The sequence below is a fragment of the Peribacillus loiseleuriae genome (assembly GCF_001183985.1).
In the GTDB taxonomy this organism is placed as follows: domain Bacteria; phylum Bacillota; class Bacilli; order Bacillales; family DSM-1321; genus Peribacillus; species Peribacillus loiseleuriae.
Map to the genome: position 1 here is coordinate 1,594,911 of NZ_LFZW01000001.1, position 20,955 is coordinate 1,615,865.

At 39.5% G+C, this 20,955-nt stretch carries 18 protein-coding genes and 1 other annotated feature; of the genes, 17 read left to right on the forward strand and 1 reads right to left on the reverse strand.

Going from position 1 to position 20,955, the window contains the following annotated elements; all coding sequences use genetic code 11:
• The first annotated feature begins 9 nt into the window (after positions 1 to 9).
• From AC625_RS07345 to pyrE, 17 genes are all read left to right on the forward strand, one after another.
• Positions 10 to 465 (forward strand): cell division protein SepF, encoded by a 456-nt coding sequence (locus tag AC625_RS07345; protein WP_049680702.1) that lies wholly within the window; start codon positions 10 to 12, stop codon positions 463 to 465.
• 6 nt (positions 466 to 471) lie between these two features.
• Positions 472 to 732: a YggT family protein gene (locus AC625_RS07350; RefSeq protein ID WP_049680703.1), complete on the forward strand. Its 261-nt coding sequence runs from the start codon at positions 472 to 474 to the stop codon at positions 730 to 732.
• 27 nt (positions 733 to 759) lie between these two features.
• Complete coding sequence (locus AC625_RS07355) at positions 760 to 1,533, forward strand: YlmH family RNA-binding protein (protein ID WP_049680704.1); 774 nt, start codon at positions 760 to 762, stop codon at positions 1,531 to 1,533.
• A gap of 72 nt (positions 1,534 to 1,605) precedes the next feature.
• Positions 1,606 to 2,106 carry a DivIVA domain-containing protein gene (locus AC625_RS07360; protein ID WP_049680705.1) on the forward strand — a complete coding sequence of 167 codons (501 nt, stop codon included), beginning with the start codon at positions 1,606 to 1,608 and terminating at the stop codon, positions 2,104 to 2,106.
• Positions 2,107 to 2,167: 61 nt separating this feature from the next.
• Positions 2,168 to 2,405: a binding site (T-box leader), on the forward strand.
• Positions 2,406 to 2,682: 277 nt separating this feature from the next.
• Complete coding sequence (gene ileS / locus AC625_RS07365) at positions 2,683 to 5,448, forward strand: isoleucine--tRNA ligase (protein WP_049680706.1); 2,766 nt, start codon at positions 2,683 to 2,685, stop codon at positions 5,446 to 5,448.
• A 160-nt stretch (positions 5,449 to 5,608) separates the two neighbouring features.
• A complete protein-coding gene (gene lspA / locus AC625_RS07370) occupies positions 5,609 to 6,082 on the forward strand; it encodes a signal peptidase II (protein ID WP_049680707.1) in 474 nt (157 codons plus the stop codon).
• On the forward strand, positions 6,075 to 6,989 hold the full coding sequence (locus AC625_RS07375) for an RluA family pseudouridine synthase (RefSeq protein ID WP_049680708.1): 915 nt from the start codon (positions 6,075 to 6,077) through the stop codon (positions 6,987 to 6,989). The genes lspA and AC625_RS07375 overlap by 8 nt, the downstream gene beginning before the upstream one ends.
• A 193-nt stretch (positions 6,990 to 7,182) precedes the next feature.
• Positions 7,183 to 7,725, forward strand: a complete 543-nt coding sequence (gene pyrR, locus AC625_RS07380) for a bifunctional pyr operon transcriptional regulator/uracil phosphoribosyltransferase PyrR (RefSeq protein ID WP_049680709.1) — start codon at positions 7,183 to 7,185, stop codon at positions 7,723 to 7,725.
• A gap of 153 nt (positions 7,726 to 7,878) precedes the next feature.
• Positions 7,879 to 9,183: a uracil-xanthine permease family protein gene (locus AC625_RS07385; protein ID WP_049680710.1), complete on the forward strand. Its 1,305-nt coding sequence runs from the start codon at positions 7,879 to 7,881 to the stop codon at positions 9,181 to 9,183.
• A 248-nt stretch (positions 9,184 to 9,431) separates the two neighbouring features.
• Positions 9,432 to 10,367: an aspartate carbamoyltransferase catalytic subunit gene (locus AC625_RS07390; protein WP_049680711.1), complete on the forward strand. Its 936-nt coding sequence runs from the start codon at positions 9,432 to 9,434 to the stop codon at positions 10,365 to 10,367.
• Complete coding sequence (locus tag AC625_RS07395) at positions 10,330 to 11,616, forward strand: dihydroorotase (RefSeq protein WP_049680712.1); 1,287 nt, start codon at positions 10,330 to 10,332, stop codon at positions 11,614 to 11,616. The genes AC625_RS07390 and AC625_RS07395 overlap by 38 nt, the downstream gene beginning before the upstream one ends.
• A complete protein-coding gene (locus AC625_RS07400; RefSeq protein WP_049680713.1) occupies positions 11,613 to 12,719 on the forward strand; it encodes a carbamoyl phosphate synthase small subunit in 1,107 nt (368 codons plus the stop codon). Before AC625_RS07395 ends, AC625_RS07400 begins: the two co-directional genes overlap by 4 nt.
• Positions 12,698 to 15,904, forward strand: coding sequence for a carbamoyl-phosphate synthase large subunit (gene carB / locus AC625_RS07405; protein WP_049680714.1), 3,207 nt, complete (start codon positions 12,698 to 12,700; stop codon positions 15,902 to 15,904). Before AC625_RS07400 ends, carB begins: the two co-directional genes overlap by 22 nt.
• Complete coding sequence (locus AC625_RS07410) at positions 15,901 to 16,683, forward strand: dihydroorotate dehydrogenase electron transfer subunit (RefSeq protein WP_049680715.1); 783 nt, start codon at positions 15,901 to 15,903, stop codon at positions 16,681 to 16,683. The genes carB and AC625_RS07410 overlap by 4 nt, the downstream gene beginning before the upstream one ends.
• Before the next feature lie 2 nt (positions 16,684 to 16,685).
• Positions 16,686 to 17,621: a dihydroorotate dehydrogenase gene (locus AC625_RS07415; protein WP_281177266.1), complete on the forward strand. Its 936-nt coding sequence runs from the start codon at positions 16,686 to 16,688 to the stop codon at positions 17,619 to 17,621.
• The gene (gene pyrF / locus AC625_RS07420) at positions 17,593 to 18,315 is read left to right on the forward strand and encodes an orotidine-5'-phosphate decarboxylase (protein ID WP_049680717.1); all 723 of its coding nucleotides are present in this window, start codon (positions 17,593 to 17,595) and stop codon (positions 18,313 to 18,315) included. Before AC625_RS07415 ends, pyrF begins: the two co-directional genes overlap by 29 nt.
• A complete protein-coding gene (pyrE, locus tag AC625_RS07425; RefSeq protein WP_049680718.1) occupies positions 18,305 to 18,940 on the forward strand; it encodes an orotate phosphoribosyltransferase in 636 nt (211 codons plus the stop codon). The genes pyrF and pyrE overlap by 11 nt, the downstream gene beginning before the upstream one ends.
• A 54-nt stretch (positions 18,941 to 18,994) precedes the next feature.
• Here pyrE and AC625_RS07430 read toward each other — a convergent pair whose 3' ends face one another.
• Positions 18,995 to 20,710: an Rqc2 family fibronectin-binding protein gene (locus AC625_RS07430; protein WP_049680719.1), complete on the reverse strand. Its 1,716-nt coding sequence runs from the start codon at positions 20,708 to 20,710 to the stop codon at positions 18,995 to 18,997.
• Positions 20,711 to 20,955: the final 245 nt, after the last annotated feature.

Sequence of the window (20,955 nt, forward strand, 5' to 3'; positions counted from 1 at the left end):
ACACGATTCATGTCATTCGTATCAAAATTTAAATCATATTTCGCATTAGATGATGAATATGAATACAGAGAAGAATTGATCGAGGAAGAGGTGAAAGAAACGAAGCCAATGAAATCATCGAAAAGCTCACAATCCTCCCAGAATGAAAATAAGAATGTAGTAAGTTTGCAAAGTGTTCAAAAATCTTCTAAAGTAGTATTATTAGAACCGCGTGCATATGCAGAAGCACAAGACGTAGCAGATCATTTAAAAAATCGTCGTGCAGTTGTCGTAAACCTGCAACGAATACAGCATGATCAAGCTAAACGTATTGTCGATTTTCTAAGCGGGACGGTATATGCTATCAGTGGTGACATACAAAAAATTGGTACAGATATATTCTTATGTACTCCGGATAATGTGGATGTTTCCGGAAATATTGCCGGGTTCGCTTTGGACGAGGAGTACGAAGAAGCGAGGTGGTAAAGAGAAATGACAATGTTAGTTGGGATTATTTTAACTTTGATTAAATTTTATTCATATGCACTAGTTGCCTATATTTTAATGTCTTGGTTTCCAAATGCTAGGGAAACATCAATTGGGCGATTTTTAGCTAGAATAACTGAGCCTTATTTAGAACCGTTTAGAAAATTTGTGCCTCCTTTAGGAATGATAGACTTTTCACCAATTGTTGCGATTCTTGCTTTGCAATTTGCTGGTTATGGCATCGCTCAGATTTTATCATGGATTTAAAGCATTTTTTTTAGGGAGAATGATTTCATGAATATTTACCAGCATTTCAGACCGGAAGAAAAAGAGTTTATTGATCATGCACTTGGTTGGATAGAGGCAGTAAAGCAGAACTATTCTCCCAGATTAACTGATTTTCTTAATCCGCGTGAACAACAAATCTTACTTGCTTTGGTTGGAAATGAAGCTGCCGCTTTGCTGCAATTTTTTGGAGGTAGTGAAGCGGTAGAACGTAAGCGTGCCCTCATTTATCCCGATTATTATTTACCAGAGGAAGCAGATTATCAATTGACTTTATACGAAATATCGTATCCAAAGAAATTTATTTCATTGGAGCATAGGCATGTCCTAGGGACACTCATGTCGCTTGGTTTGAAACGTGAAAAATTTGGTGACATTTTAGTAGATGGTCAGAATATTCAATTTATCGCAGCGTCGGAAATTGAGGATTATCTTACTGCAAACTTAGAAAAGATGGGTAAAGCCTCTGTTTCCATTAAAAGACTTTCTTTAACAGAAATTATTGTAAAGCAAGAGAACTGGGAGGAGCAGAGTTATACCGTATCATCACTTAGACTTGATGTCCTACTTGCAGCCTTTACTAATCTTTCAAGACAAAAAGCCCAGACCTTACTAGCAGCTGGCAAGATAAAGGTCAATTTCAAAAGTACTGAACAGGGTTCAATGGAATGCCGTGAAGGTGACACTTTATCTGTGAGAGGATTTGGTAGAGCCAAGATTTTGTCGATAGATGGTAAAACGAAAAAAGAGAAATGGCGAATTAGTATCGGTAGGAAAAAATAACGAAGAAATTAGTAGGAAACACGTGAATGTTGTCATGATTTAAGACTTATAGAGAATACGTGGAGGTGCATCATGCCATTAACCCCGATTGATATACATAATAAGGAGTTCAGTAAAGGCTTCCGTGGATATGATGAAGATGAAGTAAATGAATTTCTTGATCAGATTATTAAGGATTATGAGCTGATTCTCCGGGAAAAAAAAGAGCTTGAACAGAGGCTGAATGAAGTAGACGATCGTCTTGGCCACTTTAATAATATCGAGGGAACCCTGAATAAATCGATCATCATTGCTCAAGAGGCTGCAGAAGAAGTAAAACGTAACGCCCAAAAAGAAGCAAAGTTGATTATTAAAGAAGCTGAGAAGAATGCAGATCGGATTGTTAATGATTCATTAAGCAAAGCAAGAAAACTTGCTCTGGAAATTGAAGATTTGAAAAAACAATCCAAAGTATTTAGGACAAGGTTTAAGATGCTAGTTGAAGCGCAGTTAGATTTGCTAGGTTCAGATGACTGGGACCACCTAATGGAATATGAAGTCGATGCAACAGAATTTGCAGACAAAGATTCATAATCGCTTCTTGACTTTTTGCACTTATTTCGCATATAATTTCTTACAATCAACTTAATATTGATACGAAACGATGATAGGGATAGTAAATGCATTCATACACTTATTTAAGCGAACTGGAGATGGTGGAAGTCCGGTATAAGTGAACGTATTGAATATCACCCTGGAGTTCCGAGTCGAACCCGTTAATGGTAGTAAACAAGGCGTTACATTCACGTTACGAATGCTTGAGAGGATAAAGAGTGTCTAATACTTTATCTAGCCAGGGTGGTACCGCGGGAAAAAGTCTTCTCGTCCCTATATTAGGGATGAGAAGACTTTTTTTGTTGCTTAAAAACGATATGGAATTTTTAGTGTAGATGGAGTAGTGAATCTATCTGCATTCAGCAAAACAGCCTAGCCCTCGTATAGCCTCCAGTTTAGGTAGTCAAAGCCCAGCCTATTTATTTGGAGAATATATTTCGTATCAGAATTATACAGGATGTGCTGACTACAAAGTTCACCAGAGGACATGGCGGACGGTAGGAGAAGTTCCATAAAAGGCGCTTTAAGCTTTTCTAATAGGATGGAGGAAGAATAATGGAATACAAAGATACTTTATTGATGCCAAAAACAGAATTTCCGATGAGAGGAAATTTACCGAACAGAGAGCCTGAAATTCAATTAGCGTGGGAAGAAATGAATATTTATCAAAAAGTGCAGGAAAAAACGAAGGGCCGTCCGCTTTTCATCCTTCATGACGGACCTCCTTATGCAAATGGAGATATCCATATGGGGCATGCTATGAACAAGATTTTGAAGGACTTCATTGTTCGTTTTAAATCCATGAATGGTTTTCACGCACCTTACGTACCTGGTTGGGACACACATGGTCTTCCAATCGAAACAGCTCTAACGAAAAAAGGCGTAAAACGTAAAGAAATGAGTGTCGCGGAATTTCGTAAGCTTTGTGAAGAATATGCTTATCAACAAATTAACGGTCAACGCGAGCAATTTAAACGTTTGGGTGTTCGTGGTGATTGGGAAAATCCATATATTACCCTTAAGCCTGAATATGAAGCCCAGCAAATTAAAGTGTTCGGCGATATGGCGAAGAAAGGGTATATTTATAAAGGGAAAAAACCAGTCTATTGGTCTCCTTCAAGTGAATCTGCACTTGCTGAAGCTGAGATTGAATACCAAGACAAACGTTCTGCATCAATTTATGTTGCGTTTGATGTTGTAGACGGTAAAGATATCCTTGAAAAAGGCACGAAAATCGTGATTTGGACAACGACGCCTTGGACAATTCCGGCAAACTTAGGTATTTCAGTTCACCCTGATTTGACATATGTCGTCGTAGAAGTTGATGGAACAAGATATGTTGTTGCAGAAGCGCTGCTTGAAGCAGTTACGGAGACAATCGCTTGGGAAAATCCAACTGTTGTTAAAACGGTAAAAGGGAATGAGCTAGAACATATTTTAGCGAAGCACCCTTTATATGAACGCGAATCTCTTGTCATGCTCGGAGAACATGTAACGACAGATGCTGGTACTGGTTGTGTTCACACTGCTCCTGGACATGGGGAAGATGACTTTATTGTTGGCCAAAAATACGGTCTTGATGTTTTGTGTCCTGTTGATGAAAAAGGTGTTATGACTGAAGAAGCTGGCGAGTTTGCGGGTCTTTTCTATGATGAGGCGAATAAACCAATTACTGAGAAGCTACAAGAAGTCGGCGCGTTATTAAAATTGAACTTCATTACCCACTCATACCCGCATGACTGGCGAACGAAAAAACCGACAATCTTCCGTGCAACAGCTCAATGGTTTGCGTCAATTAAAGATTTCCGAAGTGAATTATTGACTGCAATTGAAGAAACAAAATGGGTACCAGCTTGGGGAGAAACTCGTCTTTATAATATGGTCCGTGACCGTGGAGACTGGTGTATTTCTCGTCAACGTGCTTGGGGAGTTCCGATTCCTGTGTTTTATGCAGAAGATGGCCAGGAAATCATTACAGATGAGACGATTAATCATGTATCTGATTTATTCCGCGAAAATGGATCGAACGTTTGGTTCGAACGTGAAGCGAAGGACTTGCTTCCGGAAGGATTTACTCATGAAGGCAGTCCGAATGGTCTCTTTACAAAAGAAACAGATATTATGGATGTTTGGTTCGATTCAGGATCATCACATCAGGCCGTTTTGGAAGAGCGTGAAGACCTACAACGCCCTGCTGACTTATATTTAGAAGGATCAGACCAATATCGTGGTTGGTTTAACTCATCGCTTTCAACTGCAGTAGCAGTAACTGGGAAAGCGCCGTATAAGGGTGTATTAAGTCATGGTTTTGCCCTTGATGGCGAAGGTCGCAAAATGAGTAAGTCAATTGGAAATGTCGTAATCCCTGCCAAAGTAATGAATCAACTTGGAGCGGATATTCTTCGTTTATGGGTTGCTTCTGTAGATTATCAATCGGATGTACGTGTATCTGACCCTATTCTTAAACAAGTGGCAGATGTATATCGTAAAATTCGAAATACATTCCGTTTTCTTTTAGGGAATTTGGAAGGCTTTAATCCAGAATCGGATAGAGTCGCCTATGAAAATCTTCGTGAAGTCGATCAGTTTATGATGATTAAATTGAATAAATTAATCAAACAAACAAAATCAGCTTATGAAAATTATGAATTTGCATCCATTTATCATCTTATCAATAATTTCTGTACGCTTGATTTAAGTGCATTCTACTTGGATTACGCAAAGGATATTTTATATTGTGAGGCGCCTGACAGTCATGATCGCAGAGCCATTCAAACTTTCTTATACGAAGCATTAGTAAGTTTGACGAAGCTTGTTTCACCAATCCTTTCTCATACAGCGGATGAAGTTTGGGCATTCATTCCTGGTGTTTCCGAGGAGAGTGCTCAGCTAACATTGATGCCTGAAGAATATTCATTGACCAACACGAACACCATCGAAGAAAAGTGGAATGCTTTCTTAGACCTTCGTGATGATGTACTCAAAGCGTTAGAAGAAGCAAGAAATCAAAAAGTGATTGGGAAATCTTTGAATGCAAAAGTAACGGTTTATGTAGATGAAAAAGAAAAGGCTTTGTTGAATAGCATTGAAGAAAAACTTGAGCAATTATTCATTGTTTCTAAGTTTGAAGTAGGCGGAACAGTGGAAGAGGCTCCTGACCAAGGAATCAAATTAGAGAAAGCCGTAATCGTAGTTGAAAAAGCTGAAGGTGAAACATGTGAACGCTGCTGGAATGTTTCAGAAGAAGTAGGGACAGTTGAAGCACACCCAACTCTTTGCCTTCGCTGTGCTACAGTTATGTCGGAACATTATACAAACTAAATTAGCCATCCAATAAGGATGTGTCATCAGGTCTGTTCCCCACATCATGATGTGGGGACAGACTTTTTAAAATTTGGATAAAAAAATCTACATTATGCAATGAATAAAGATTATGCTACAATTCATAAGAAAAGATTGCGATTAGTTTGGGGGATTGAATATGTTCTATTATATAATTGCCCTGTTGGTTATTGCAGCTGACCAGCTAACGAAGTGGTTGGTTGTGAAAAAAATGGAATACGGGGAAAGCATAGAAATTATTGAAAATTATCTATATATCACTTCACATCGAAATCGTGGTGCTGCCTGGGGGATTCTTCAAGGTCAGATGTGGTTCTTTTACCTGATTACGGTAGTCGTCATAATTGGCATCATTTACTACATTCAGAAATTAAGCAAAGAAAGTAAACTTCTTGGATTAGCGCTTGGCTTAATGCTAGGTGGAGCGATTGGTAATTTCATTGATCGAGTTATCAGAAAAGAAGTAGTGGACTTCGTTCATACGTACATTTTTAATTATAGCTTCCCGGTATTCAATGTGGCCGATTCAGCACTCTGCATTGGTGTTGTCTTACTCGTAATTTATATGTTTTTAGCAGAGAAACAAGAAAAAAAGGAGAGAAAGAATGACTAATTTTACATACATCATTGAATCAACAGAAAGTAAAGCGCGAATTGACAAGGCGTTAGCAACCTTGAACGCAGAATGGTCTCGAAATCAAGTTCAGCAATGGATTAAAGAGGGCCATGTTCTTGTGAATGGTGTTGCTGTGAAAACGAATTACAAATGCCAAGAAGGCGATGAAGTCATCGTTACAATCCCTGAACTTGAAGAATTGGATGTTGTCGCAGAAGAAATGAATTTAGAGATTTTCTATGAAGACAGTGATGTACTTGTTGTGAACAAACCTCGCGGGATGGTCGTTCACCCGGCACCAGGTCATAATTCTGGCACACTAGTTAACGGTTTAATGGCACACTGTACGGATTTATCAGGAATTAATGGAGTCATGCGTCCAGGAATCGTTCACCGTATTGATAAAGATACATCTGGTTTATTAATGGTTGCCAAAAATGATATGGCCCATGAAGGTCTTGTACAACAGTTGGTTGATAAATCCGTAACTAGAAAATATCAAGCAATTGTACACGGTGTGATTCCCCATGATTTTGGAACGATTGATGCACCAATTGGTCGTGACAAGAAAGATCGCCAAAGTATGACTGTGACTGATGAAAATTCAAAAAATGCTGTCACTCATTTCAGGGTAATCGAACGATTCAAGAATTTCACTCATGTTGAATGTCAATTAGAGACAGGGAGAACTCACCAAATTCGTGTTCACATGAAATATATCGGGTATCCGCTCGCTGGAGATCCGAAGTATGGTCCAAGGAAAACGTTGGATATAAATGGACAAGCCCTACACGCAGGATTGCTTGGCTTTGTACATCCGAGGACGAAGGAGTATATAGAATTTGAAGCACCGCTTCCGAAAGAGTTTGAAGAAGTGTTGGATTACTTAACAAAAAGTAATTGACAGCTTTGGGAAATAGAGATAAAATAAAAATAAGTTAAATATGAACCTTTAAAGCGGTCCAGTGAGACCGAGAAGGAAAACGGATTAATTGGCTGACCTTATGTTGCCAATGTTAAAAAATCCCCATGCCTTCTTGGTATGGGGATTTTTTAATGATAGTAAACCCATCATATAGTAAGAAGGGGAGACATACATGACTGAGAAGGCCATTGTGTTAGATGAACAAGCAATTCGCCGTGCACTGACTAGGATTGCGCACGAGATTATCGAGAAAAATAAAGGCATTGAAAACTGTGTATTGATTGGAATTCGAACACGAGGAATTTACCTTGCAAACCGACTAGCAGAAAGAATCAGTGAAATCGAAGGCAAGGAAATAAAAGTGGGAGAGCTAGATATCACACTGTACCGCGATGATCTATCCAAAACGACAGCAGATGGAAACCCAATTGTAAATGGATCCGATATTCCAGTTGAAATTGACCAAAAAACCGTGATCCTCGTTGATGACGTATTGTATACAGGAAGAACAGTACGGGCAGGGATGGATGCGCTGGTTGATATGGGAAGACCATCACAAATCCAGCTTGCAGTTTTAATAGACAGAGGTCATCGAGAATTACCGATACGTGCGGATTTTGTCGGTAAAAACGTACCAACATCCCAAACTGAGAAAATATCTGTCTCCTTGATTGAAGTTGATCATGAAGATCAAGTAAGTATATTAGAAAAATAAATAAAACCCTTTTTAATAGGTAGTCCTGAGAGGCTGACAAAGGGGAGTAAGCTTAGACGAGTCATGCCTTTATAGGTATTATCAGGTCTTAAGCAAACCTCTTTGTGCACAAGACAAAGAGGTTTTTTATATTGTAAATTGGAGGAAATTTTAATGGAACAAGTAGAGAAAAAAGGCATCATGTATGATGTAGAAGATGTACCTAAAGTAGGGCATTGGCTTACATTAAGTATACAGCACTTATTCGCCATGTTCGGTGCAACAGTACTTGTTCCCTTCTTAGTAGGGCTTAGCCCAGCAGTAGCACTTATATCTAGTGGATTAGGAACGTTAGCATACCTACTTATTACAAAAGGAAAGATTCCGGCCTATCTAGGCTCATCATTCGCCTTTATTTCACCTATTCTTGCCGCTAAAGCTTCGAGCGGGCCTGGCAGTGCCATGATCGGATGTTTCGTTGCTGGTTTGGTATACGGGCTTGTTGCCTTGATTATATATAAGGCTGGGTTAAATTGGTTAATGAATATTCTACCGCCGGTTGTCGTTGGACCTGTTATTATGGTTATTGGTTTGAGCTTAGCTCCAACGGCTGTCAATATGGCCATGTATATAAATCCAAATACAGATCAGCAAATATATAGTATTACGAATATCACCATTGCCCTGATTACTTTAATCGTAACGATTATTGGTAACATTTATTTTAAAGGCTTCTTCGGATTAATCCCGATTTTAATCGGGATTACCGTGGGATACATTTGTTCCATTCTTGCTGGTATCGTTAATTTTGAACCAATCAGAGAAGCAAATTGGTTTCAGGTACCAGAATTCATGGTGCCATTTGCAACATACACACCAACATTTTCTTGGGGCGTCATCGCCATTATGGTTCCAGTCGCGATTGTGACTCTTTCCGAACATATTGGCCATCAAATGGTATTAAGTAAAGTTGTAGGCAGAAATTTTCTTGAAAAGCCTGGCTTACATCGTTCGATTGCAGGGGATGGTGCAGGGATTTTAATTGGCTCGATCATTGGTGGGCCTCCACTCACCTCATACGGTGAAAATATTGGTGTGCTAACTATGACAAAAGCATACAGTGTATACATTATCGGTGGCGCAGCCGTAACGGCAATCATTTTCGGGTTTGTTGGTAAAATTTCTGCAGTCATTAGCTCGATTCCATCGGCAGTAATGGGCGGTATTTCCATCCTATTGTTCGGAATCATTGCTTCAAGCGGGTTGAGAATGCTGGTCGATAATAAAATTGATTTTGATAAAAAACGAAATTTAATGATTGCTTCTGTCATACTAGTTTTAGGGATTGGTGGTGCATTCCTTAAATTATCGGATGAAGTTTCTTTATCTGGAATGGCATTATCAGCAATCGTCGGGATTTTACTAAATCTTATCTTACCTGGAAGAGAAAAAGTATCGGGAGATATGTTTGAAAGTTAATGACTTTCAATAAGAACATACCCAAATAGAATTTTATCACCTTTTAAAAGAAGTCCAGAGAGGCTACTAAGGGTGTGAATAGGAAAGAGCGGTGAATAGAATCATCACCTTCAATCTTTGCCTACCCTCACCCTGTCCTTCTATGGCAGGGTATTTTTCTGTGGAAAGGGGCGGGGTTTCGCAAAATCAGCTCCGCACCGCCACCTTCATAAGGTTATGCTTAATCGTTAATGGGAGGGAGCATCATAATGAGAAATTTATTGACAATAAGTGAATTGACTACGATGGAAATTGAACAATTGCTTGTAGAAGCAGAGCAGTTTGCAAAGGGAGAAGTGTGGAAACCATCCAAACAGACAATGATTGCAAACTTATTCTTTGAAGCAAGTACAAGAACAAAAAGCAGTTTTGAAGTCGCTGAAAGAAAGCTTGGTTTAGAAGTGATCCCTTTTGAAGCAGGAAGTTCTAGTGTTCTGAAAGGAGAAACCCTTTATGATACGGCAAAAACACTAGAGTCAATTGGTGTAGAGGCTCTTGTGATTAGACATGAGACGGATCAATACTTTAATGAACTTGTTGGAAAATTGAAAATTCCAGTGATTAATGCAGGTGATGGCTGCGGTCACCATCCTACTCAATCCCTTCTCGATTTAATGACGATTAAGCAGGAGTTTCATAGTTTCAAGGGACTGAAAATTGCCATTATTGGCGACATCTTGCATAGCAGAGTAGCGAGATCGAATGCAGATGCCCTCACTAGATTAGGTGCAACTGTCGTTTTTTCCGGACCACCTGAATGGTTCAATCAAAGTATGAGTCAAGGGAATTATGAAGCGATTGATGAAGCAATTGCCAGTTCTGATGTTGTTATGCTTCTACGTATCCAACATGAACGTCATCATCAAAATAGTGAAAAAATGATTGATTGTTATTTAGAAAAATATGGCCTAACAAAAAAACGTGAAAAAACGATGAAAAAGCGGGCGATCATCATGCATCCAGCACCAATCAATCGAGGTGTAGAAATAGATAGTGAACTAGTTGAATGTGAGCGATCACGTATCTTTAAGCAAATGGAAAATGGTGTTTATGTAAGAATGGCCGTGTTAAAAACAGTGCTAGCAGAAAAAAAAGGGGGAAATATTCATGAAGAAACTAATCAAAAATGGAGTATTGCTCGATAAAAACCACCAATTATTTAATGCAGATATTGAAATAGAAGGTAATGTCATCACGAGAATTGGATCAAATTTATCAGAGGAAAACTGCGACATTATCGATGCTTCAGGAATGCTTGTTGCTCCAGGTCTTATCGATCTTCATGTACATTTACGTGAACCAGGCGGTGAACATAAAGAAACGATCGCTTCTGGAACGCTTGCCGCTGCAAAGGGCGGTTACACTACGCTAGCTACGATGCCCAATACTCGACCTGTCCCTGATACGAAGGAACATCTTGAGAGTATTCTAACAATAATTGACGAAACTGCACATGTTCGGGTACTGCCATATACCTCCATTACGATAAGGGAAGCTGGAAAAGAACTCACGGATTTCGCTACATTGAAAGAAACAGGCGCATTTGCTTTTACCGATGATGGCGTAGGGATTCAGAGTGCAGGGATGATGCTTGAAGCGATGAAGCGGGCGGCATTGCTTGGTATGCCAATCGTTGCTCATTGTGAAGAAGAAACATTAATCAATAAAGGTTGTGTCCATGAAGGGAGTTTTTCTGAAACTCATGGCCTCAGGGGGATCCCATCTGTATGTGAATCCGTTCATATCGCCCGTGACATTCTACTTGCGGAAGCTGCGGGGTGTCATTACCACGTGTGTCATATAAGTACGAAGGAATCAGTAAGAGTAGTCAGAGATGCTAAACGGGCAGGAATTCATGTTACTGCCGAGGTGTCCCCACATCATCTTCTTCTATGTGATGAAGATATTCCAGAATTGGATACGAATTATAAAATGAATCCACCGTTAAGAGGTAAAGAAGATCGGGCTGCTCTGATTGAAGGATTATTAGACGGTACCATTGATTTTATTGCGACTGACCATGCTCCCCATCATGAAAAGGAAAAAGCAGAAGGCATGGAATTAGCTCCATTTGGAATTGTTGGTTTAGAGACTGCATTCCCGCTTTTGTATACAAACTTTGTAAAAACAGACATCCTTACTATAGGACAGTTACTTGATTATATGACAAAAAAACCTGCTGAAGCATTCTCCCTTCCTTATGGTGAGATCAAAGAAGGGGCTGTAGCAGATATTGTTTTACTAGATTTAGAAATAGAGCAAATCATTGATCGAAATGAGTTTGTGTCTAAAGGCAAAAATACACCATTTCATGGTCAAACATGTACAGGTTGGCCGGTTATGACAATCGCAGCAGGTAAAGTAGCATGGGAAAAAGGAAGTGTTACACAATGAAAAGACAACTAATTTTAGAAGATGGTACGGTTTTTATCGGAAAAGCATTTGGTAGTTCGACTGAAAAAATCGGTGAAGTTGTATTTAATACAGGAATGACGGGGTATCAAGAAATTTTGTCAGACCCTTCATACTGTGGACAAATTGTAACTTTAACATATCCACTGATCGGAAATTACGGAATAAATCGAGATGATTTTGAATCGATTCATCCAGCAATTGCTGGAATGGTCGTTAAAGAAGTTGCGGAACTCCCTTCAAATTGGCGCAGTGAATTAACTTTGGATGAATTTTTAAAACAAAAGGGAATTCCAGGGATAAGTGGCATTGATACGAGAAAGCTCACAAGAATCATTCGTAATCATGGAACACTAAAAGGGATCATTTGCGGCCTTAACCATAAGTCAGAAAATATAATCGAGCAAATGAAAGCTACAGTTTTGCCTGTTAATCAAGTTAAACAAGTCTCGACGAAAACAGCGTACCGCAATCCAGGCAGGGGATACCGGGTCGTTCTTGTCGATTATGGAATGAAACAAGGAATTCTAAGAGATTTGAATGACCGTGGATTCGATGTAATTGTTGTACCACATAATACTACGGCTGAAGAAGTGTTAAATCTCCATCCTGATGGCATCATGCTATCAAACGGTCCTGGAGATCCAGTGGATGTAACATGTGCGATTCAAATGATAAAAGAAATTCAAGGCAAGGTTCCGTTATTCGGAATTTGTTTAGGTCATCAGTTGTTTGCTTTAGCAAATGGTTGTGAAACGGAAAAAATGAAATTCGGCCATAGAGGTTCGAATCATCCTGTGAAAGACTTACGAACTGGAAAAGTTGCCTTAACATCTCAGAATCATGGCTATACCGTAAATGTAGACTCGGTTCAAGGTACAGATCTTGAAGTGACTCATCTTGCATTAAATGATGAAACGATTGAAGGGTTAAAGCATAAAACATACCCTGCATTTACTGTGCAATATCATCCAGAAGCATCACCAGGTCCGGAAGACGCAAATTACTTATTTGATGAATTTTACAAAATGATAGAAGCTCACGCAGTGAAAGGGGAAGTATTATGCCAAAACGTACGAATATAAAAAGCATCCTTGTGATTGGTTCAGGTCCCATCATCATTGGTCAAGCAGCAGAATTCGATTATGCAGGAACTCAAGCTTGTATGGCTTTAAAAGAAGAAGGATACCGCGTCATCTTAATCAATTCAAATCCAGCGACCATTATGACAGACAGTGAAATGGCTGACAAAGTGTATATAGAGCCCATTACACTTGAATTCGTAAGTAAAATCATCCGTAAAGAACGTCCAGATGCCTTATTGCCAACATTGGGAGGTCAGACAGGACTGAATATGGCGGTAGAACTTGCGAATGCTGGAATTCTTGAAGAATGTGGCGTCCAAATACTTGGAACAAAGCTATCTGCGATTCAACAAGCAGAGGATCGAGATTTATTCCGTAACTTAATGAATGAACTTGGCGAACCTGTACCGGACAGCGAAATTATTCATAACCTAGAAGAAGCAAAACAATTCGTAGAACAAGTTGGATACCCAGTCATTGTCCGCCCGGCCTTTACTTTAGGTGGAACAGGCGGAGGGATTTGTTCAGATGAAGATGAACTGCTTGAAATTGTAACTGGCGGACTAAAAAGCAGCCCGGTTACTCAATGCTTGTTAGAAAAAAGTATCGCCGGCTTCAAGGAAATTGAATATGAAGTAATGCGTGATGCGAATGACAATGCCATTGTTGTTTGCAATATGGAGAATTTCGATCCGGTAGGTGTCCATACAGGCGATTCAATCGTAGCTGCGCCCAGCCAAACATTAAGTGACCGTGAATATCAAATGCTTAGAAACACATCATTGAAAATAATTAGAGCGCTGAAGATCGAAGGAGGCTGTAATGTCCAGCTTGCACTTGACCCAGACAGCTATCAATATTATGTTATTGAAGTGAATCCACGTGTAAGCCGTTCTTCTGCTCTTGCATCAAAAGCAACAGGGTATCCAATCGCTAAACTAGCAGCAAAGATTGCCGTCGGTTTAACGCTAGATGAAATGATGAACCCAGTAACAGGTAAAACATATGCAAGCTTTGAACCAGCTCTGGATTATGTCGTAACGAAAATCCCTCGCTGGCCATTCGATAAATTCGAATCAGCCAATCGGAACCTTGGAACTCAAATGAAAGCAACTGGCGAAGTAATGGCAATCGGACGTACGTTTGAGGAGTCAATCTTGAAAGCGGTCCGATCATTAGAAGCAGGTTTTCATCATTTAGAGCTACAAGAAGATACAGATGATGCTGTAATCGAAAAGAGAATTCGAAAAGCTGGTGATGAACGATTGTTTTATATCGGTGAAGCCTTACGTAGAGGTGTGACGATACAAACGATTCATGATTGGAGCGAAATCGATTTATTCTTTTTACAAAAATTAAAAAACATCGTTGATTTTGAAAAAGAATTGAAGCAGAATCCATTTGATGAAGAAGTATTATTGACGGGTAAGCAAATGGGCTTTTCAGATAAAAAAATCGCATCACTTTGGCATGAAAAGGAAATAACAGTATATGAATGGCGTAAAGAAAAAGGGATTATGCCGGTATATAAAATGGTCGATACATGTGCAGCAGAATTCGAGTCAGAGACACCGTACTTTTACGGAACGTTTGAGGATGAAAATGAATCAGTAGTGACAGATAAGAAAAGTGTTGTTGTCCTTGGATCAGGCCCAATCCGCATTGGTCAAGGCGTAGAGTTTGATTACGCGACAGTTCATTCGGTTTGGGCGATAAAAGAAGCAGGGTATGAAGCTATTATCATCAATAATAATCCAGAAACTGTATCAACTGATTTCAGTATTTCTGACAAATTGTATTTTGAACCGCTGACGATTGAAGATGTAATGCATGTGATTGACCTTGAAAAACCGATTGGGGTCATCGTTCAATTTGGTGGCCAAACGGCGATCAATCTTGCTGCTCAATTAGTAGAACATGGAGTGACTATTCTTGGAACATCACTTGAAGATTTAGATCGTGCTGAGAACAGGGATAAGTTCGAGCATGCATTATCAGAAATGGCCATTCCACAGCCAAAAGGAAAAACAGCCTTTTCGGTTGAAGAAGCAGTTAAAATTGCAACAGAAATCGGCTACCCTACATTAGTCAGACCTTCCTATGTTCTTGGTGGTAGAGCAATGGAAATTGTCGACAAAGAAGAAGAACTTTTATACTATATGAAACATGCAGTGAAAATTAACCCAGAACACCCTGTCCTAATTGACCGTTATTTAACAGGAAAAGAAATTGAAGTAGATGCCATTTCAGATGGGAACACAGTTGTTATTCCGGGAATTATGGAACATATTGAGCGTGCTGGCGTTCATTCAGGCGACTCTATTGCCGTTTATCCTCCGCAAAATATTACGACTTTGCAAATGGAGAAAATTGTAGAATATACTGAAGAATTAGCAAAAGGACTTAATATCATCGGCTTACTTAACATTCAATATGTCATCAGTAATGATGAGGTATATGTAATTGAAGTAAACCCTCGATCTAGCCGTACAGTTCCGTTTTTAAGTAAAATTACGAATATTCCAATGGCTAATCTTGCCACGAAGGTTATTCTTGGTAAGACATTAGAGGAACTAGGGTTTAGCAATGGACTTGTCCCTGAGAAGAAAGGCGTCTATGTAAAAGTACCTGTTTTCTCTTTTGCGAAATTGAAAAGAGTTGATATTACTTTAGGGCCTGAAATGAAATCCACAGGTGAGGTAATGGGTAAGGACGTTACATTGGAAAAAGCGTTATATAAAGGGCTTGTCGCATCTGGTATGAAAGTTAGGGAACATGGATCAGTCTTGTTGACAGTGGCTGACAAAGATAAAGAAGAAGTGTTACAGCTTGCAAGACGCTTCCATGCAATTGGATATAACCTGATTGCAACAAGCGGTACCGCAGCTTTGCTGAAAAATGAGAATATCCCCGTGTCGATCGTTGATAAAATCGGCTCAGAGCATAAAGATGTTCTGGATGTTATTAGAACGGGTGAAGCACAGCTTGTTGTGAATACATTAACGAAAGGGAAACAACCTGAGCGTGACGGTTTCCGCATCCGCCGTGAATCAGTTGAGAATAACGTCCCTTGCCTTACATCACTAGATACAGCTGAAGCAATTCTAAGAGTCATTGAATCTATGAATTTTTCAGCAGAGCCAATGGAGCATGCACCTAAGAGCCGGGAGGTCATCTATACATGATTAAAAATGAGGCAATGAAAATCGTCAGCCAACAAGAAATTGCAGCATCGATTTATGAGCTGACTTTATCCGGAAGCCTTGTTTCTGAAATGAATCAACCAGGGCAATTTGTACACATTAAGACAGGAAACGGGTATGAACCACTATTAAGAAGACCGATCAGTATCTCTTCAATCGACAAAGAGAATAATACATTTACAATGGTGTATCGTGCAGAGGGGAAAGGAACCTCTCTGTTGTCGCAAGAAACGAATGATACTGAAATTGATGTTCTTGGACCACTCGGAAACGGATTTACACCAGAGGCCGCGATTTCAGGAGGCACAACGCTGTTGGTCGGAGGAGGGATTGGTGTTCCTCCTTTGTACGAACTATCAAAACGGTTAACGAAGTTAGGTGTGAATGTCATCCATGTCCTTGGTTTTCAAAACGCCGCGACAGTTTTTTATGAAGAAAAGTTCCAAGCGCTGGGTGAAACATATATTACAACGGTCGATGGCAGCCATGGAACGAAAGGTTTTGTAACAGATGTTATTGATAAATTAAGTGATAGCTATACAACAATCTTTGCCTGTGGACCGACCCCAATGCTTCGTGCATTGGAGTCTGCCTATAAAGAAACGAAAGAGGTATTTCTTTCACTTGAAGAACGGATGGGTTGTGGAATCGGTGCTTGCTTTGCTTGTGTTTGCCATACAGCTGAGGATCCGACAGGTTTTCATTATAAAAAAGTATGTAGTGACGGTCCGGTCTTTCGGGCGGGGGAGGTGGTTCTATGAATATGCTTAATATCAAATTACCAGGGTTAGATTTGAAAAACCCAATCATGCCTGCGTCTGGCTGTTTTGGCTTTGGTAAGGAATTTGGGAATTTATATGATTTGAATATTCTTGGTGCGATGATGGTGAAGGCCACAACTCCCGAACCACGTTTTGGTAATCCGACACCAAGAGTTGCTGAAACGTCTTCTGGGATGCTAAATGCAATCGGACTGCAAAACCCAGGTTTAAAGCACGTTTTGAAGGATGAATTGCCATGGCTTAATCAGTTTAATGTACCGATTATTGCCAATATCGCAGGATCTCAAGTAGAAGATTATGTTACTGTCGCAGGAGAAATTAGCAGGGCAAGTAATGTAAAGGCGCTTGAATTAAATATTTCCTGCCCAAATGTCAAAGAAGGTGGGATCACGTTCGGTACGGATCCTGACGTTGCCAGAAAAGTAACAGAAGCAGTAAAAGCTGTCTCAGAAGTTCCGGTATACGTAAAGTTATCTCCTAATGTTACAAACATCGTGGAAATGGCTCAAGCTGTTGAGGCTGGTGGCGCCGATGGATTGACAATGATTAACACATTAATGGGGATGCGTCTTGATATGAAAACTGGTAAGCCGATCCTTGCAAATAAAACAGGTGGATTATCAGGTCCAGCGATAAAACCAGTCGCCATCCGAATGATTTATGAAGTGAGTCAAGCAGTAACGATTCCAATCATTGGTATGGGAGGAATCATGACGGCAGAAGATGTAATCGAATTTTTCTATGCAGGAGCAAGTGCTGTCGCTGTAGGAACTGCTAACTTTACCGATCCATTTGTTTGCCCAAAAATTATTGAAGAGTTACCCGTTCTTCTAAAAAAATTAGGATATAATCATATATCAGAATGTACGGGAAGGAGTTGGAATAAGCATGAGCAATTTGCCAATCATCGCGCTTGATTTTCCAGGCATTTCGGAAACGAAAGATTTTTTATCAAAATTCCACACAGAAAAATTATTTGTAAAAGTCGGGATGGAATTATATTATCAATCAGGCCCTGCGATTATAGAGTACTTAAAAGAAAATAATCATCAAGTATTCCTTGATCTAAAGCTTCATGATATTCCTAATACAGTGAAAAGTGCGATGAAAGTACTTGCCGGCCTTGAAGTGGACATGACAAATGTACATGCTGCAGGTGGTCAAAGAATGATGGAGGCTGCATTGGAAGGTCTAAATTCCGGGACGGTATCCGGAAAAAAAAGGCCAACTTGTATCGCGGTTACGCAGCTAACGAGTACAAGCACTAGTCAGATGAATAAGGAACAATTAATTGAAGGAGAATTGGAACGATCAGTGCTCCATTATGCCAGACTTGCTAAACAATCAGGTTTAGACGGAGTGGTTTGTTCACCACTTGAAGTGAGTGACATTCATACTACATTAGGATCAAACTTCCTAACTGTAACACCAGGTATTCGTATGGCAGATGGAAATGCACATGACCAGATTAGAATCGCAACTCCGGAAAAAGCGAGAGAGCTCGGTTCAGACTTCATAGTCGTCGGCAGGGCAATTACCGGAGCAGATGATCCGCTATCCGCTTATCAAACAATCAAGAAAGCCTGGGAGGGTATACAACATGTTAAATGAACAAATTGCAGAACAATTATTGGAAATTAAAGCCGTATTCTTACAACCGAATGACCCATTCACTTGGTCCTCTGGTATTAAATCCCCTATTTATTGTGATAACAGATTAACCCTTTCTTATCCTGATGTTCGCAGACAAATCGCGAATGGATTGCAAACGTTAATTGAAGAACATTTTCCCGAAACCGAAATTATTGCTGGGACAGCTACAGGTGCGATTGCCCATGCTGCTTGGGTAAGTGAAAATATGAATCTGCCGATGTGCTATGTACGTTCTAAACCAAAAGGCCATGGTAAAGGCAATCAAGTAGAAGGAAAAGTAGGGTCAGGTGATAAAGTTATTGTCATTGAAGATCTTATTTCAACTGGAGGAAGTGTGATTGAATCCGTGCAGGCTCTTCGTGAAGCGGGCTGCGATGTATTAGGAGTTGTATCGATTTTTACATATGGATTAGAGGAAGGAAGAAAACAACTTGAAGCAGCTACTATTCGTTCTTATTCTTTAAGTGATTATTCTAGCTTAATCCAAGTTGCAAGCCGTAAAGGGTATATTTTAGAAAAAGATATTGAGAAATTAAACAATTGGAGAGTAAACCCTACAGATACAGCGTGGATGACCGTATAACTGATTTTAAAAGCCCCCGCATACAGCAAGTGTGCGGGGGTAAATAATTTATCCTCATTTCTCATCCTTCATATTAATGACTTGATCTGGGCTAGGCGTCACATAAACCGTTTGCTGGTTATCATATATAACAAAACCAGGTTTTGAACCGTTCGGTTTTTTTACATAGCGTACCTTTGTGAAATCAACTGGTACTGAACTGGACGTTTGCGCTTTGCTGAAGTAAGCCGCCAATCCTGCAGCTTCTTTGATGGTTTCACTGCTTGGATCTTCGCTACGGATGATGACATGGGAGCCGGGAATGTCTTTAGTGTGAAGCCAGATTTCATCACGACGTGCAAATTTATTCGTTAAGTACTCATTCTGTTTATTATTTTTACCTACAAAAATTTGTGTGCCGTCGGTTGAATAATATTGCTCAAGCTGTGGCTTTGCGTTTGCGGGCTTTTTCATGCCTTTTTTTTGTTTCTTTTTTATATAGCCTTCTTCTTGTAGCTCTTCACGAATCTCGTCAATATCTTTTGGTGAAGCGGATTGTAGCTGCTGATGTAAACGATCGAAATAGGCAACTTCGGCTTCCGCTTTCTCAATTTGTTCTTGAACAAATACAACAGCATTTTTCGCTTTCTGATATTTCGAGAAATACTTCTGTGCATTTTCTGCTGGTGTCTTTTGTGGATTCAGACTAATGGTAACCGTCTTGCCATCTTCTTCGTAATAATTTATGACTTCAATTTGCTTCATGCCACGTTTCATTTGATAGAGATTCGCGGTTAACAGTTCACCGAACAGTTGATATTCTTCTCCACGCTCGCTTTCTTGCAATGTTCTTTCAAGCTTGCCGATTTTCTTTTTGTTTTTTTCCAATTCATTCGCAATAAATCGTTCTAGATCATTGCCTTGTTGTTTCACACGATCTCTTTCAGCTTTGCCAAAATAATAGCGATCTAGCATCTCGCTTAAGGTTGCAAAAGAACGTCCTTCACCTTGAATATGTTGTAGTTCTATCATATAGAATGATTCTTTTTCATCAGAATTCACAATAATAGGTGAATATTCGCGGTTCGCAAGTTTCTTTATTAACGATAAAAAGGTGGTGGGAAGTGTAGCTCGGTTTACTAGGCCAGCTGTGTGAATCACTTCTTTCGCAAATAAAGGTGAGACACCAGCGAACCTGGCTACTATTTGTTTATCCACCTTACCTGCATTAAAATCAATTGCTTTTAAGACATCTTCTTCAGTTGCGGTGAAGGGATTCATTTTTCCCTGAGCTGGTGGTGCAATATAGGTTTGTCCAGGCAAGATAGCTCGATGACTATTTACTGCATATGAAACATGTTTAATACTATCTAGAATCATGTTCGTTTCTTTATCTACCAAGATAATATTACTATGACGCCCCATGATTTCTACAATTAATAATTTTTGTGACAGATCCCCGAGCTCATTTCTTCCTTTTACTTCAATCATTAGCATCCGATCGAGCCCTTCTTGGTAAATGTTTTCGATCGTATAGCCTTCTAAATATTTACGTAGCAACATGCAAAACATCGGTGGCTCTTTTGGGTTTTCATAGGTTTCTTCTGTGATTTGAAATCTTGCATGACTTGGGTGTGCTGATAGTAAGAGCTTATGGTTTTTCCTGCCCGCACGAATGATTAGGATGAGTTCATTTTTATAAGGTTGATGAATTTTACTGATTCTTCCACCATTCAATTGAGAAGATATTTCTTCTGTCATTGCTTTTGTAAATAAACCGTCAAAAGACATATGTATATACTTCCTTTATTTTTATTTTTTTACCTGTCTTAAAAGGGTCAGACCCTTTCGTTAAGGGATACCTTCCTACTTTTCGTAATTATAGCATGTTTTAGGACGAGTCTGAATAAACATGGATTAAGACAAGTTTAAGGAGAAATTATTCAAAGCTTAATAAGACGCTGAAGTTGGTTACAGCAAGAAGCTGGAAAGTGAAATCAATCTACATTGTCTGGGCAGGGTTTGATTCATTCTAT

What these genes read in the sequence shown, in the direction of transcription:
- AC625_RS07375 (WP_049680708.1), top strand. Translation starts at nt 6,075, where the DNA reads ATGACTAATTTTACATACATCATTGAATCAACAGAAAGTAAAGCGCGA.
- pyrR (WP_049680709.1), top strand. Translation starts at nt 7,183, where the DNA reads ATGACTGAGAAGGCCATTGTGTTAGATGAACAAGCAATTCGCCGTGCA.
- AC625_RS07430 (WP_049680719.1), bottom strand. Translation starts at nt 20,710, where the DNA reads ATGTCTTTTGACGGTTTATTTACAAAAGCAATGACAGAAGAAATATCT.
- pyrE (WP_049680718.1), top strand. Translation starts at nt 18,305, where the DNA reads ATGTTAAATGAACAAATTGCAGAACAATTATTGGAAATTAAAGCCGTA.
- AC625_RS07415 (WP_281177266.1), top strand. Translation starts at nt 16,686, where the DNA reads ATGCTTAATATCAAATTACCAGGGTTAGATTTGAAAAACCCAATCATG.
- AC625_RS07345 (WP_049680702.1), top strand. Translation starts at nt 10, where the DNA reads ATGTCATTCGTATCAAAATTTAAATCATATTTCGCATTAGATGATGAA.
- AC625_RS07400 (WP_049680713.1), top strand. Translation starts at nt 11,613, where the DNA reads ATGAAAAGACAACTAATTTTAGAAGATGGTACGGTTTTTATCGGAAAA.
- AC625_RS07395 (WP_049680712.1), top strand. Translation starts at nt 10,330, where the DNA reads ATGAAGAAACTAATCAAAAATGGAGTATTGCTCGATAAAAACCACCAA.
- AC625_RS07355 (WP_049680704.1), top strand. Translation starts at nt 760, where the DNA reads ATGAATATTTACCAGCATTTCAGACCGGAAGAAAAAGAGTTTATTGAT.
- pyrF (WP_049680717.1), top strand. Translation starts at nt 17,593, where the DNA reads ATGAGCAATTTGCCAATCATCGCGCTTGATTTTCCAGGCATTTCGGAA.
- AC625_RS07360 (WP_049680705.1), top strand. Translation starts at nt 1,606, where the DNA reads ATGCCATTAACCCCGATTGATATACATAATAAGGAGTTCAGTAAAGGC.
- lspA (WP_049680707.1), top strand. Translation starts at nt 5,609, where the DNA reads ATGTTCTATTATATAATTGCCCTGTTGGTTATTGCAGCTGACCAGCTA.
- carB (WP_049680714.1), top strand. Translation starts at nt 12,698, where the DNA reads ATGCCAAAACGTACGAATATAAAAAGCATCCTTGTGATTGGTTCAGGT.
- AC625_RS07390 (WP_049680711.1), top strand. Translation starts at nt 9,432, where the DNA reads ATGAGAAATTTATTGACAATAAGTGAATTGACTACGATGGAAATTGAA.
- AC625_RS07385 (WP_049680710.1), top strand. Translation starts at nt 7,879, where the DNA reads ATGGAACAAGTAGAGAAAAAAGGCATCATGTATGATGTAGAAGATGTA.
- AC625_RS07410 (WP_049680715.1), top strand. Translation starts at nt 15,901, where the DNA reads ATGATTAAAAATGAGGCAATGAAAATCGTCAGCCAACAAGAAATTGCA.
- ileS (WP_049680706.1), top strand. Translation starts at nt 2,683, where the DNA reads ATGGAATACAAAGATACTTTATTGATGCCAAAAACAGAATTTCCGATG.
- AC625_RS07350 (WP_049680703.1), top strand. Translation starts at nt 472, where the DNA reads ATGACAATGTTAGTTGGGATTATTTTAACTTTGATTAAATTTTATTCA.